Below are 16,700 nucleotides of genomic sequence, written 5' to 3' on the forward strand. Positions count from 1 at the left end.
TACCTCTTATGGCACCATACTCCCGTTTTTTAAATAAAACACTTTCTACTTTTGAATAATAACGTGATGCGGGAATGGTATGTCAATATTCGCTTTGTCAAATTCTTCTTTAATTCGTTTTCGCATATCACGTTCACATGCCCACTGCATGCCATTTTCAGTTTGACCAACAACTCGCAACACAATATCGGATGAACCAATGCTTTGCACACCTATCGCATTTGGACCGTCTTTGAAGCGTTCATCCTGAGCGAACTCTGCACATATCGACTCCAGTACGGCAATCGCTTCATCAATATTATTATCATAGTTGATGCCAATATCGACCAGTGCTCGCATATTGCCACGGGAATGGTTCGCAACCCCTTCAATGTAACGATTAGGCACATAGTTCAATGTACCATCAAAGCTGCGGATCTTAGTTGTGCGTAACCCAACTTCCTCAACAATTCCATCAAACCCGGCAGTCGTTACATAATCATCGATTTCGAGCTGTTGTTCTAATAAAATGAAAAAACCAGTTACCATATCACTAACAAGCCCTTGTGCTCCAAAAGCAATGGCAAGCCCGAGTACTCCAGCTCCTGCAATAATCGGCATAATTTCAACACCTAATGTGGCCAAAACCATCACGATAAAAATAAATAGCATAATATAAGTAAAAACATTTGCTAGCAGTTTTTCCAATGTTTTCATCCGACCTTGTGAAGCTTCTTTGTTTTTCCCTATTCTTCGGATTGCTTTTTCAATAATTTTTCGTCCAATTGGTACTGCAATAATAAAAACAATAATTAAAATTGCAATCTCCCATAATGTACCTATAATATTGCTTAAATCAAGTTTAATGCCAAATAAATTCATGTCGTACTACCTCTCTTTTTGTATTCTATTGAATGGTTAGATCTTGCCCAAAAATCTTTGCACCTAGAACAAGTCCCTCTATGCAGCAACGCATCAAGAGTCGCCAATGTTCACTCTACTTATCTGCTTGGATCCAGTAGGCAAAGCACAATAATAATAGCCTTCCATATTATACCCGTTGTCAACATGCTGCAAACACTAAAAAAACATTCTAAATGGAATTTATAATCCTGCTTACTTATAGTAGTGAGAGCTGCACACACCTATTTTAAATAGAATTCTTTTACTTTCAAGTTTATGAAACTAAATATCTACTACAACTATATCAACACCGTCCATTTACATGCCACCTAAAAGCATCGATTTTCGAACATAATAGTAATACATATATTTATACAATTTCCAGTCATACTTACAATCGAACAATACGGTATATTAGGGGCGTATAATTAGAGAAATACTAAAGACTTACGGATACATATTTTTCGAACCTAACTTCTCTTTCCCTTTCAATAGGTATTGTCTGCTATAATAAAAGTTGTATCTAACCGATTATTATAATTGTTTTATTCTTTTTTGAAAGGAAGGTTTCAGATGACGATTCAATTCCAACTTAGCATGAGCGACTTGATCGCTTTCCAGCGAAATGTCATAACTCACTCGCGTACCCACCGTATTAAACAGCGGTATTATAAATGGATTTCTTCCGTGATCCTTTTACTTGCAGCGTTTCTCCTACTTGGTACATCTATACCAACTATGATAGAAGTTATTATTATAACCGTTATCTATTTTTTTCTGTTTCCATCTATTTATAACGCAGTCGCCATGGCTTATTACAAAAAACAATTCGATAAAAAAGATTATTCGTACATCCTTGCACCTTGTGAAATGAGTTTATCGAATAATGGAATAGAACGCATGATTCATGAAGAGACAACTCATTACTCTTGGGATCGATTTGAAAACATGCAAGAGGACGAACTACACTATTTTCTTTATGTATCTGATTTACAAGGATTAATTCTTCCGAAGAAATCTGATAGCATGTCGGATGCTGATAGTATAGCTTTATCTCAACTGCTCAAAAATCATGTTGAATTTCTAGACAATAAAGCTGACTGAAGGCATTATTTAGCACAGTTTAAATATTAGTAATTGGAACTTCTTTTTGTTTCCAAAAGGAATGGAATAATAATGGCAAACAATAAACCAATATCAACCAAAAAAATATTCTTGATAATTAGCATTGTTCTCGTTGTTTTAACTTGCTTTCGTGTTGCTTGGATATTGTATCATAACACTCCTGAACATCCGGAAGCAAAACAAGGAACAATCGATTTAAGTAGTTGGGATTTAAAAGACAATGAAACGATTAGTCTTGATGGGGAATGGAACTTTTATCCGAATATATTTATTACACCTACAGAGCATAATTTAGAAGAAATAATGAAAAAAAGAGAAATCCTGTCTGTGCCTGGAAATTGGGATAGATCAGGAGAGGAAGGTTCATTATATAAGGGCACATATCACTTGAAAATAGAATTACCACCTGACAAAAATGCCCTATACGGGATGAAAGTAAAGGATATTTCTTCAGCGGCAGCCATTTATGTGAATGGAAAAAAGATTACCGAGATTGGTAATGCTTCTGTGAACATAGAACAATATAAGAGTAGATCTGGAACATACAATGCGCTTTTTCAAACGGCGACAAATGAAGCAGACATTATGATTCATGTAGCTAATAATGAATCGATTCATTCTGGTGGGATCCCAAAGTCAATCGTATTTGGTACTGCAGAGGCTATTAATAAAAAGACAGATACGTCCAGAACATTGCAATTAATCATGTTTTCGATTTTGATCATACATAGCATCTATGCATTAGGAATGTATTTTTTAAATAAAAATCGCCAAAAAGAACTGCTCTATTTTGGTTTATTACTTATTTTAGCTGCATGTTCTATTATTGTTGATGAGGATAAACTTTTATTTTATTTACTCCCCGTCAACGCAACATGGGCATTAAAACTACTATATTTTACTTTTGCGGGAACTCTGTTTTTCATATTGAATTTCATAAACCATCTTTTTAAACGAAACAGAGGAAGTATTCAAACATTACTACGGTTGTATAGTATTCTAGTTATTTTACTCTTAATACTTCCAGCTTCGTATACAATGTACGTCGGCTATGGCATTATGTTGTTAAATGTAATTTCTTATTCGGTCATTTTCATTACAGTTTTACATGAAATTAAAAATGGAAATAATTCCGCTATTTATATTCTTTTGGCGAACGTTATTAATCTTTATAATGTTTTATGGGGTGTCGCTATCAATACTAACTTAGTTGGTATCCCTTATTATCCATTTGATTACTTGTTAGCCATTGTAGCGTTTTCCGGATTTCTTTTTAACCGATATTTAAGAACCGTTCGTTTAAACGAAGAACAAACAAGGGCACTCCAAATAGCTGATAAGAAAAAAGATGAGTTTTTAGCAAATACGTCCCATGAACTGCGCAATCCACTTCATGGCATTATTAATATTGCACAAACAATTTCAGATGATAATAAACAACAGCTAACAACACAGAACAGAAAAAATTTAAACTTGCTGATTCAGGTCGGTCAGCGAATGACCTTTACACTCAATGACCTTATTGATATTACGCAGCTTGAGGAAAAAGAAATCTACCTACATAAAGAAAACATCAATCTGCATGCAGTTGCTTCTGGTGTTTTGGATATGATTCATTTTACGTCGGAAAATAAAGACATCAAACTACACCTTGACATTCCAGATTCATTTCCAAACGTACATGCGGATGAAAATCGTTTAATCCAAATATTTTTTAATCTCGTTCATAACGCTGTTAAATTTACCAATGTCGGCAAGATATCAATCAAAGCTGAACAAAATGGGAGAATGGCAACTATTCACATAGAAGATACCGGAATTGGGATGAAAAATGAAATAAAAGAAACGATTTTTGATCGATATCAACAGGCTGACGCAAGCATCACATCACCTGGAGGAGGTATTGGACTTGGTCTTCATATTTGCAAAAAATTAATCGAACTGCATGGCGGTGACATACATGTTGAATCCCGTATAGGAGAAGGATCTGTCTTTTCCTTTACACTTCCATTGGCTGAAGCATCAGAAAAAACATCGGAGTATGCAGCAGAGGTAGCCGCGACGCTGGAGAACAATGATTCATACAAACCTCTTGCTCAGTTCAATGACGAGAAGGTGACTGATCAGAATCCGCAAACAGAACAGGCTAAAATACTTATTGTTGATGATGATCCCGTTAATCTACGCGTGATCGCGACATTACTGGAAAAAGAATATGTAATCCAAACCGCCAACTATGCGGATAAAGCATTAGAGCTTATTTATAAGGCCGAATTTGATTTAATTATTTCGGATGTGATGATGCCAGGCACTTCTGGGTATGAATTGACAAAAATCATCCGTAAACAATTTACAATCGCCGAATTGCCGATTTTACTTCTAACAGCGAGAAATCAACAAGCGGATATATTCGCTGGATTCATGGCCGGCGCTAATGATTATATAGCAAAGCCTGTGAATGCAATGGAATTAAAATCTCGAGTACAAGTATTAACACGGTTGAAGCAATCGATTAATGAACAACTCCGGTCCGAAGCTGCATGGTTGCAAGCACAAATACAGCCACATTTTTTAATGAACACATTGAACACCATTGCATCACTTGGAGAAATTGACACCGCAAGAATGGTAAAATTGCTTGACGAATTTGGAAATTATTTACGTAGGAGCTTTACCGTTCATAACACAAAGAGCCTCGTATCTATTAAAGATGAACTGGCACTAACAAAATCTTATTTATACATTGAGCAAGAAAGATTTGGCGATAGAATACAGATTGAATGGTTCATTGATGATAAGCTTGACTTTCAGATTCCTCCGCTATCCATTCAGCCTATGGTAGAAAACGCTGTTAGACACGGAATTCTTAAAAAATTAAATGGTGGAACCGTGACGATTAAAATAGTAGAAATGGAACATCATCTTGAAATCTCCATAAAAGATAATGGCGTGGGAATGAGTGAAGAAAAAATAAACGAACTGCTGCATGGAGATCGATATACTGTGGATGGGGTAGGTATTGTGAACACAAATCGACGATTAATCCAAATGTATGGGAAAGGATTAGAAATTCATAGTCAACCAGATCAGGGAACACGGATAAGCTTTATTATTCCTAAAAATAATATTGAGTAAAATTCAACCATAAGAAAACCTTCCAGTTGATATTTGAAAAACGATTGGAAGGTTTCTGTTTTTCGTTGTAAAAATCTATGTAACCTAATTAAAATAAAAACTTTCACAAACGATAAATTCGCTTGTGAAAGTTTTTTAATTGTGCTTGATTCTTATTCTTCTGAATGTGCACTTTTTTTTCGTACATATAGAACAGTCAATCCTGCTATTAACAATAGACTTCCTATTAGAAGAAAGCTGTATATGTTTGTTGCTGTTTTTGGTAGTTGTTTTCCATCTTCACCTGGATCGTTTTCATCACCTGGTTTGTGAGATTCACTTGGCTTTTCTAGATCAGCTGGTTCTCCAGGTATCAATGTGTTAATTATGTTATATCCCTCAATTTGCGTTTTATATCCTGGAACCTCTACTTCTTCAACAGAATAATCAATTTCTTTACCTGCTTCATCATACGCTGGTAATTCTGCAAAAGAATACGTCCAATCCATATCAGCTGTGACTTCCAATCGTTCTACTTGCTGACCATTTGCTAATAATAGTACGGTGATTGAATCTGGACGATCTTTAGATTCATCATGTTTCCAGATTTTTTCACCTTCTACAGCAGTTACCTCAACACGTACGTTTGTAATGTCATAACCTACAACATTTGACTCATAACCTTCTACTGGCTCTTCTTCTACCGTATATTCATAGGCTCCACCTTTTTCATCATACTTATCAAGGTCTGTGAAGCTATAATTCCAATCTGTCTCTTCTGTTACTTCTTTCGTGTCAATTTCTTCGCCATTTTGCAAGAGATGAACTGTTATCGATTCTGGTCGATCTTTTGAATTATCATCTTTCCAGTTTTTCGCTCCTGCAACTTCTGTTTCACCGACACGTAAATTGGTTAATTCGAAGCCATTAACAGTTGTTTCATAACCATCAATTGCTTTTTCTTTAATTTCATACGTGTAAGCTTTTCCGTCTTCATCAAATGCTGGTAGATCCGTTACTTCGTGTGACCAATCAGCTTCTTTAGTGATTGTTATTGTGTCAACTAGTTCCTGATCACCATTAGAAATTGATCTAAATAATTCAACATCAATTGCCTTTGGACGGTCTTCGGAATCATCATCTAACCATGTCTTCGTGATTTCTATTGCTTTCACATCTGCACGTGTATTAGTAATTTCAAATCCGTCAACATCTGATGCATAACCTGGCACATCATGTTCTTTGATCGTGTATTCATAAGCTTTACCAACTTCATCATACTTTGGTAGATTCGTGAGTGCTCGTTCCCAGTTGTTTTCTTTAGTAATTTTGTATTCTTTATAGAAATCACCGTTTTGAAGCAGGTTCACTTTGATTGTATCCGGACGGTCTGATTCGCCTTCGTCTTCCCACAACTTAGTGACATTAACTTCAGTTTTGCCAACTCGTAGATTTGTGATGTTGTACTCCTCATCTACTAGATAATCATAACCATCGGGTACGTCTTCTGTAACAATGTACTCATATGCTACACCATTTCCATCAAACTTTTCTAAATCCGTGAATGCATAAGACCAATTTTCGTCTTTATCTGCTTTAACGGTCTTAGTCTCTGTAAAGGTCTTATCAAGCTCACCATTTACTTTACGGGTTAGGTTTACTTTGATTGATTTTGGACGATCTTCTGAATCATCGTCTAACCATGTCTTGGTTCCAGTAACTTCTGTTTTTCCAACACGTAAATTTGTGATCTTGAAGCCACCATCTATCAATTTTTCGGTTGATTCATAGCCTTCTACTTCTTTTTCTTCGATTTCGTACGTGTATGCTTTTCCGTTCTTGTCAAATGCAGGTAAATCCTCTACATTAAGTGACCAACCATTTTCGGATTTGATTGTATACGTTTTGACGTACTCTTTGTCATCACTATCTGTTACTGATCTGAACAGCTCCGCTTCAATGGAATCTGGACGTTCTGCCGTATCTTTAGTATCTAACCACGTTTTGGTGATTTCAATATCTTTTGTACCAGCACGCGTGTTAATCATATTGTTACCCTTTATTGATTTCTCATAGCCATCCACTTCAACTTCATCAATAGTATAGTTGATTTCTTTACCTTTATCATCGTACTTAGCAAGATCGGTAAAGGTATATGTCCATTTCCCATCATCTGCTTTAACGGTTTCTTCCTTTACAACAGTGTCTCCGTTTTTCACCTGTACTGTTATTTCTTTAGGGCGATCATTTTCATCCTCATCTTTCCAAGTTTTCTCGCCGGATATTTCTGTTGTATCTACACGTAAGTTAGTGATGTCAAAGCCGTTGATTTTTGTTTCATAGCCATCGACTTCCTGTTCTTCAATTTCGTACGTGTATGCTTTTCCGTTTTTATCAAATGCTGGAAGGTCTTCTACTTTTAGCGACCAATTTGTTGCATCTGCTGGACCAGTGACATCATACGTATCAACTGTTTCTTTCTCTCCATCTGCAACTGTTCTAACTAGTTCTACATTAATTGTATTTGGTCGATCTGCAGATTCCTCGGTGTCTAACCATGTTTTGGTGATTTCGATATCCTTTGTTTCTGCCCGAGTATTGGTAATTTCAAAACCGTCCACTTCGGATGCGTAACCAGCTACTTCTTGTTCTGTGACTGTGTACGTATACGATTTACCCTCCTCATCATACTTCGGTAAATCTGTGATCGTCTTTTTCCAGCCATCTTCTGCAGCTACTCCATATTCTTTGTAAAAGACGCCGTCCTGGAATAGGTTCACTTTAATTGTATTCGGACGATCCGCTTTATCTTCGTCCTTCCACAATTTTGTAATGTCTACTGCCGTTGTGCCTACACGTAGATTCTCAATATCAAAACCGTTCTTCGTTTCTTCAATGGAAGATTCATAACCATCCACTTTTAATTCCTTCATTTCATACGTGTATGCTTTTCCGTCCTTATTAAATACTGGTAAGTCCTCTATTACGAGTGACCAATCTTTGTTAGCTGTTACTTCATGTTCACCAACGAGTTCTTTCTCGCCATCTACAACAGATCTAGATAATTCTACTTCAATTTCAGATGGACGATCTTTGGAGTCGTCATCTAACCACGTTTTATTTATTTCTAAATCTGTTGTTGCAACGTTGGTGATTTTGTATCCTTTGCTCGTTTTTTCCATACTTTCTTGCTGATATCCAGTAACCGTTTCTTCTCTTACTGTATATTTATATGCTACGCCGTCATCATCAAATGCTGCTAATTCATCGAAAGTATGTGACCATATTCCTTTAGAATTAACTTTAATATCATGCTTATCTACTACTTTCTCGTTCTCGTCCTTGTCTTTTCGAACAAGCTCGACTGTCACGCTCTCAGGGCGGTTTTCTATCGCATGATTGTCATTCCAATCTTTGATCACTTCTACAGACGTTTCGCCTTTACGAACATTGGTAATTTTAACACCATCTTCAGTTTCTTTCTGGGTTGGTTCATACCAATCCACTGATACTTCTTCAACCGAGTACGTATAAAGCTTTCCTTCATCGTCATACTTTTCTAGGTTTTTAAATGTGTACTTCCAATCATCACTGTCTCTGATGACCTTTGTTTTTATTGCATTATCCGTGTCATCACTACGGAAGAGTTCTACTGTAATATTATTTGGACGTTTTTCTGTTGCGTTATTATCGTCCAACCATTTCTTTTCTACGTTGAATGATGTTTTTTCACTGCGGGTATTAGTAATGTCATAACCATCAATGTGTTTCTCGTATCCCTCAACAGCTTCCTCATCGATTGTATACTTATACGCAACACCATTTTCATCGTACTTTTCTAAGTCGGTAAAATGATATTCTTGTTCATTTTGCTCTTCGTCTTTAGCGATTATCTTATGGTCGATTTTATCGCCATTTTGCAGCAAGTTGATTTGAATTTCATCTGGACGGTCTGATGGATCATCATCTTTCCATGTTTTCACACCTTCTACAGATGTAGTGCCTACGCGCGTGTTGATGATATCATAGCCTTCGCCCGATGTAGATTCGTATTTCTCTTTCGTCTCATTATCCATTTTTTCTTCGACTTTATATTCGTAAGCTTTACCTTCTTCGTCAAACTCCGGCTGAGCTCCGAAATCATATTTCCAGTCGTCGTCTTTACTTACTGTTTTTGAATCTATTTCCTTCCCGTTCTGTAGTAGTTTTGCTGTAATTTCAATTGGACGATCATCTGCATTGTCATCTTTCCATTCTTTCTCACCGGCTATTTCTACGATGCCATCACGAGTATTCGTGATTGTGACATTTCCATTTTTATCTACGTCGGAAACATCTTTGTCATAGCCTGGAACACTTTGCTCTACTACTTTATAGTCATAAGCTTTACCGTCTTCATCAAACTTTTCCAGACCTGTAAATGTGTGTGTCCAATTTCCTTCATCATCTGGTTTTATAACTTTTGTGTGAAGCGGGTTTTTATCACCTTCATTTTGATAAAGCTCTACCGTAATGCTGGAAGGGCGATCTTTTGTTTCGTCCGTATCTACCCATTCTTTTGTTACTTCAATTTCAGTTTTTTCACTTCGTACGTTTGTTATTTCTATGCCATTAGCTGTTTCCTCATTGTTTACTTGCTCATAACCATAACCATCAGGTATGACTTCTTTGACAGTGTAATTGTAGGCTTTTCCGTCGTCATCGTATTCATCTAGATCAGTAAACGTATGTTTCCAGTCATCTTCAGCTGTAATATCCTTATCTTCACTCTCAAGATGTACATTATTTTGATAGAGCTGCAACGTAATCTTGTCTGGACGATCGTTTATATCTTCGTCCAACCATTTTTTAGCCACGTTTAGATCTATTGTGCCTACACGGGTGTTGATGATGTCATAGCCATTTCCCGGCGTGGATTCGTATTTCTCTTTCGTTTTCTCATCCATATTTTCTGAAACGGAGTACGCTATTTCGGCACCGTTATCATCATACTTAGGAAGATCTGTGAATTCATACTCCCAATTGTCACCTTCAGTTACTGTTATAGTATTGTCATAGCTATCAACTCCAGGTGAAAGGACTACGTTAATTTCATCTGGACGATCTTCTTTATTATCGTCTTTCCAGATTTTTTCACCAGCTACAGTAGTCTTACCTGTGCGAGTATTCGTGATTGTGACATTCCCATTTTCATCTACGTCGGAAACATCTTTGGCATAACCTGGAACATCTCTCTCTTCTATTTTATAGTCATAAGCTATGCCGTCTTCATCAAATGCTTCCAAACCTTCAAATGTGTGCGTCCAATTCCCTTCTTTATCAGGTTCGATCGTTTTAGTATTCTTTGCGGTTGAAGGATATTCATTTGTAGCAGATTTTTTCTGAAAGAGATCTATTGTAATGTTATCTGGACGATCAGCCGTATCCTCGGTGTCGTTCCATTCTTTTGTAATTTCGATGGATTTTTTTCCACTGCGAACGTTGGTTATTGTGAATTTATTTCCATCACGTTCAATGGGATCCTGTTTGTACCCTTCAACTTCATTGATCTCTTCTATATCATATTCATACTGATAACCTTCTTCATCATACATTGGAAGATTTTCAAATGTATGCTTCCAGCTATCTTCTGATTTGATAGTCTTTGTTTCTACTTCCTCTTCAACACTACCCGCTTTGTCAGGAGTTACACGACTAAGTTGTACTGCAATACCTTCATCAGGACGATCAGATGAATTTTCATCTTTCCATTCCTTCACCACTTCAATATCTGTGGTTTGCACGTTCGTAATGTTAAACCCTGTTTCCATGGTTCCTGTTAAATCTTCCTGCTTATAGCGATCAGGCTGCACTTCTTCTACTGTATAAGTGTATTCATTTCCATTCTCATCGACAGCGTCCAATCCTTCAAACGTATAGGACCATTCAGATGTATGGGTAAAATAGTGTTCGGATTTTAATGTTACTGTCCCAGCACTTTCCTTATCATGCGCTCCAGTTACCTGTCTATACAAGTTTACTGTTACATCTGGACGCAATACATTCACACCATGGTCATTCCATGTTTTTTTAACTGGAATGTCTACGAGCTTATAGTTATTAACATGATCTAAATTCACTTCATGTTTCTCATCTTTTAAATCAACCGTAAACTCAATAGGTTTGTTCATTATATGATTTTCTTGATAACCTTCAGGAACACTTGTTTCCTTAAACACGTAATCTCCAGGCCGTAGATTATCTACAGAGACCTTGCCATTTTCATCTGGTGTAATCCCTGTCTTTTCAACTGTTTCATCACTGTTTTCTAATGATGTACTCGTTAAGCTGAATTCCACACCCTCTATTAACGAATTGCCATCTTCATCTACTTTCTGAAATTCTACAGAGCCTTTGACAATATCATTTTCAAATGCACTATCACCTGTGAATTCTATTTTTTCAGTTTCTGGATTTGTCAATTCGGCTTCTGGAACTGTAAATTCACCTAGTTCTTTTTCTTCGTTAATTGTATAGCCTGTTGGAGCTTTAGTTTCTACAAGATTATAGGTGCCTGGTTCTAGGCCAGTAATGCTAATCTTGCCATCAGCATCTGTTGTTAATCCTGTGTAACCTGTAACATCCTCACCATCTTTAGTTACCTTAAACTCCGCACCATTTAATGGAACGTTCGTTTCACTGTCTACTTTTTCTACGATGATATTAGCCAGAGGATCGTTTTCCACATCTTTAGTGACAATTGTACTGTTTTCTACATCATCTAATGTTACGTCAACCGTGAATGAGTCGGAATTTGAAATATATCCTGCAGGCGTTCCTGTTTCTTTAATGTTATAGATTCCAGGTTTCAGATTTTCAAACGTAACCATTCCATTTTCATCAGTTGTTCCAGTTTTTGGACTTCCTTCAAGAGCATAATCGCCGCTTTGGTACGTTAATTCAAATTCGGCGCCTGATAATAGTTGATTGCCATTTACTGTATCCTTTTTCGTTAATTCAATATTTGTTATTTTTACTAGATTTTCAATATTATCAAGTGTAATTTCAGTAGGATTTGAATCGGTACTGCGAGCGATTGTAAAATCAACGTTTGTACTTGATTCATTAAATCCATTTGGTGCTTCTATTTCGACCAACCTATAATCACCCGGCTGTAGATCGCCAGTATTTACTTCGCCGTTTTCGTCTGTTGCTGATAACGTTTTTACATGTTCCCCTGAGCGTGTTTGTACTTCAAATACAGCTCCATCTAATCCTGTATCTGTATTTTCAGCATCTACTTTCACAACGTTGGCACTACCTGGAATTAACTTATCAGTAACATTTAATTCAACAGGTTCTTTTTCCTTTTCTCCAATTGTTACTTCATGATATTCATCATCCAATTGAAACGCATTGGGTGCTTCTGTTTCCTTTACATAATACGTTCCAGCTACTAAATCTTCAGAATCAAATAAGATATTTCCATTTTCATCTGTTGTACCAGATAAAACCTCTTCATTACCTTGGTTATCTTTATAAACAGTATATTCTGCTCCAGGCACAACTTCTGTTTTATCAGCTGTATTCGTTTTCGTCAGTTCGATCATAAAGACAGGTTCATAGTTTTCGACCCGATATTCAAAATCCTCTTTATCGGAATCATCCCTATATTCTTTATCGATTGTAATCGTTTCTTTATTATTATCATGGGGGTTAACCAAGTCGACTGGGACATTGGTTTCATGTAATATATAATCCCCAAAGAGCAAGCGGCCGAAATCAATTTGACCATTTTCATCTGTAGTACCTGACTTTAAAACATTCCCTGTATCGGCATCAATTAAATCAAACTCGGCACCTTGGAGTTTTGTTTCTGCTTGACCATAAGTTGTATCAACCTTATCAATGACAAGGTAACCTGCAGTCCCGGAGCCGCCACCGGAAGCTAGTTGTTTAATTGTTACTGAACCGTCACCATCCGTTGTACCACCATCAACAATATTATCACCTGATACTGTATAACTGTTTGTTACTTCACCGTTATGCTTCTCAAAGAACAGTGTGGAATACTCGACGATAAACGCGCTTTCAACGGTCTCTTCCCATTCCACGGTGAAGGTCGGTTCACCTTCTGTGTGTGTGAGTGTGTATTGATCAGTAGAAAGTTCTTCCCCCTTCGTTGCATTCCCATCATTGTCTACGGATGCTTCATACACATTGAATGTATGTGTTAATATATCCTGGTTTTCAGAAACAGTATCTTCCAATTTCAAGTTTGAAACTTTCTGTTGGCCGGGGTTCACAGTTACAGACCAATGCACTTGCTTCCCCTCTTGCTCACCTGATTTATATCCATACGTATGGGCTTTTGCAATACCTACTTTAGCGTCTATTTCAGATAGTAATGTATCACCATCAAAAACTTCTGCTTTGTTGACATATTCTTTTTGAATATCGCTTAAGCCTTCGAGTGACGTTTTGTACTCGATTTTGTAAGCTTTATCTGTTTCACCGATGTTTACTTCTAAAGAATTGGCGCCTTCATCTATGGTTGCAGCGTTTAATGTCTCATCTTCACTTTTATTTCCATTTTCATCAATAGACAGTTCCGTTACCACCGCGGAGCCAGGAACAATTGTTTGATTCCCTTGTGGCTTATCCTTAATAATCAAATCACCTATATCGTTTTCACGATAATTCGTATAAATCGTCCATGTGATTTCTTTTGTGTCTGGATTGTAGGAGCCATTCTTCCAATCATTATTTTTCGTATCGTCGTTTAGTTCCGTTCCTGCTTCGATTTCTTTTGTTATAGAATCATTTTCGCCTACTGGTGTCCAGGTAATAGCTGCTTTGTTCGTTGGTTCTTGGTTGGGTACCTCATCGGCAACAAATCCTGTTTTATAGGTGATGACAATCTTTTTATCCGTACTAAAATCATCCGGAAACGCTAACTCAAATGGATTGCCATCTGAAACGGTATAACCTCCTGTATATTCCTGACCATCTACCGTAATTGCAATGGACTCTTTATCAAGTGTTAAACCATCCCCTAATGTATCCACAATGCTAATATTCTCCATTGGATACTCATCATGGTTTAATTCAATTTTCCAATCGATGGTTTTGTTTTTATAGTCTACATCCCCGGCAGATTTTGAACCGTACCATGCACCCACACCTGTGCCTGAGACAACATCCGTCTCCGTGCCGAATCCTGCTGTGTTAGTTATATCAAAACTATCTAATACACGATCATTCACTTTCGTCTGATATGTCACTTTATAAGGTTTATTCGTTGAAATACCTATGATTTCAAATTGATCCTCACCGTTTTCAAGCTCCGCACCTTCAGGGAGATTAATCGCTTCACCTTCATTGTGTGCATTGCCATCGTCATCAATCGTCACTTCCTGGAATTCTAAACTGTCCTCGACTAAATGCATTTTGCCTTTTGGCTCCCATGCATCTGTTAAAGTGACATCATTCAATTCTTTCTGGTTAAAGTTAAATTCTAGTTCCCATTCAATAATTCCAGTCTTAGGATCATATTCCGTAACTGCAGATTTTTTGATTGGATCCCCGCGGTTGATTGTTATGGTTGCATCTGCTGAAACGGGATCTAAGCCATCATCTGATAATGTCGCATCGTTTTTAAATTGCTGTTGTTCGTCATCCGTAACACTTGTAATATACTCAATCCGGTACGCATCTTTGATGTTCCCCATCGGGATGTTTAAAGTACCATTTTCAACCGTTTCACCGATGACATCGACTTCTCCCAGATCTCCCAAAATATTACCATCAAGGTCCGCTTTCAATTTTGTGACCCTCAGGCTTCCTTTTTTATATTCTGACCCTTCAGGAAGTACGTCGGTAACCATAGCGTTTGTCAGAGACTGTTTGTTTTTATTAATGGTAACTTCCCATTTGATTTCATCAGCATCATAGCCTTTATTCGGCGTTCCCTGTTTTTCAATCGTTTTATCAGTGTTGTCACGATTAATCGGAATTCTGATTTCGCCTTCGCTACCGATTGGCTCCAGGACAATATTCTCATCATCAACATCGGCATCTTCTTTATCTATCATGGAAACAATCTGCATATGGCCTGTGACATTGCTGTGGGTTTCTACAAAGTCAGTAAAGGTCAATTCTACTTTATTATCTGTTCCCACAACAGCATTGGCCACGACCAGGCCGGAATCGTCTTTCAATGCTACATTAATTTCTTCTTGAATTTTGATTCCTTTCGGCAACTCAAAAATCTCCGAATGGCCTTCTGTGTAGCTATGCCCATCTTCCAAATTCCAGTTCAAGTTCAACCTGAATTCATCTTTAGGATCCAATAGATTTTCTTCACTATAGCGATTGCCCTTCAAGTCAGTAACTTGGCCTAATTCCAGATTAAATCCTTGTTTTTCTTCCTTTGCTCCCTCACTTTGTATGCCTATCGAATTCGAGTTTTTACTATTTTCTTCGCTTGGGTCTTCTCCTTTCGTGTCTTCATCTTGGCCTTTATTCTTCGCAGAGTTTTCTCCTTCATCTGACTTAGGGTCTTTAGTATCTTTTTCTTTATCTGCCCCTGGTTTTTCATCTTCTAAATCTTGCTGTTTATTAATATTCTCCGCGGCATTTTCGTTTTGAATGGAATCAGATTCTTCTGATTCCTTTGTACCTTTTCCTGTGTCCTTATTTCCATTTTTATCCGCATCTTTTCCTTCAGTAGATTCTTTCTTTTCAACAATTGCCGTAACGATAAACGTTCCATTCTTCTGCTCTACTTTTGCTTTTTCTAGTTTTTCTGCTATTTCATCAATTTGTACATTTATTATTCCATTAGTTGTTGCCTGATAGTTTCCTAGATGAGGCTCTTCCTCTGATAATTTTCCTTGCTGTTCTTCTTGTATGACTAATGTATCATCAATGGAGTCAATAATGGATAATGAATCTTCTTTTATCATATCTAAATCTATGTTTCCAATAGACCAGTTTACATGTAAGTATACTTCTGTTCCCTCGTCCACTTCATCCAAGATGATATCATTGGCTTCTGGGACATCTGCATCCTTCACCGTCACACCTGTAATAATCCTGTCGGTGTTACCTTGAGCAATCGCTTGCCCCGGCAATGCAAATCCGCTCGTAATCGTTTGAAAAAACAATAGAAAAATAAATAAAACACTTAATTTTTTGCTCATTGATTGTACTCCTTTTCTTTACGTATAGTTCAAATCCATAATGTGGAAGTAATGAATTTACCAATGAGCGAGTATAATAAAGGGGGATATACATAAAATATACAATTCTTAAAAAAACAAATAAAAAATGAAGTTGTTTAGGTATTTAGAACTAAATTAATGCATGGTAATTACATGCTTAGGCCACTTTTTAAAACTTCTGCATACTTAAAACAACCGACAATATAGGTTATTCAACAATAATGGGTTTTTTCCAACAACGTGTGACAAATTTTAGACATTTGATTCTGATTTATTTTTGCCCGAAATATTACTGCATCTCCTCCAATGTCATCAGAATCTATTACGACATACAGCATAATGACTCAATACATTTTCTTTACTACTAAATTGGTT

4 protein-coding genes are annotated in these 16,700 nt (G+C 36.9%); 2 read left to right on the forward strand and 2 right to left on the reverse strand.

All coding sequences use genetic code 11. The annotated features are described in order from the left end of the window. Positions 1 to 45 precede the first annotated feature (45 nt). Positions 46 to 861: a mechanosensitive ion channel family protein gene (locus ACLIBG_RS02620; RefSeq protein ID WP_439311157.1), complete on the reverse strand. Its 816-nt coding sequence runs from the start codon at positions 859 to 861 to the stop codon at positions 46 to 48. Between the two features lie 594 nt (positions 862 to 1,455). On the opposite strand from ACLIBG_RS02620, the gene ACLIBG_RS02625 reads away from it, so the two are divergent. Together ACLIBG_RS02625 and ACLIBG_RS02630 are read left to right on the forward strand one after the other, a co-directional pair. Beyond that, complete coding sequence (locus tag ACLIBG_RS02625) at positions 1,456 to 1,986, forward strand: YcxB family protein (RefSeq protein ID WP_439311158.1); 531 nt, start codon at positions 1,456 to 1,458, stop codon at positions 1,984 to 1,986. Positions 1,987 to 2,058: 72 nt separating this feature from the next. Then, positions 2,059 to 5,142 carry an ATP-binding protein gene (locus tag ACLIBG_RS02630; protein ID WP_439311159.1) on the forward strand — a complete coding sequence of 1,028 codons (3,084 nt, stop codon included), beginning with the start codon at positions 2,059 to 2,061 and terminating at the stop codon, positions 5,140 to 5,142. Between the two features lie 152 nt (positions 5,143 to 5,294). Here ACLIBG_RS02630 and ACLIBG_RS02635 read toward each other — a convergent pair whose 3' ends face one another. After that, positions 5,295 to 16,304 carry a Cna B-type domain-containing protein gene (locus ACLIBG_RS02635; RefSeq protein ID WP_439311160.1) on the reverse strand — a complete coding sequence of 3,670 codons (11,010 nt, stop codon included), beginning with the start codon at positions 16,302 to 16,304 and terminating at the stop codon, positions 5,295 to 5,297. Positions 16,305 to 16,700 lie beyond the last annotated feature (396 nt).

It is taken from the genome of Virgibacillus sp. W0181 (assembly GCF_051846915.1).
GTDB lineage: Bacteria > Bacillota > Bacilli > Bacillales > Amphibacillaceae > JBPYCR01.

Coding starts and splice junctions, on each gene's coding strand:
- ACLIBG_RS02620 (WP_439311157.1), bottom strand. CDS start 861: ATGAATTTATTTGGCATTAAACTTGATTTAAGCAATATTATAGGTACA.
- ACLIBG_RS02625 (WP_439311158.1), top strand. CDS start 1,456: ATGACGATTCAATTCCAACTTAGCATGAGCGACTTGATCGCTTTCCAG.
- ACLIBG_RS02630 (WP_439311159.1), top strand. CDS start 2,059: ATGGCAAACAATAAACCAATATCAACCAAAAAAATATTCTTGATAATT.
- ACLIBG_RS02635 (WP_439311160.1), bottom strand. CDS start 16,304: ATGAGCAAAAAATTAAGTGTTTTATTTATTTTTCTATTGTTTTTTCAA.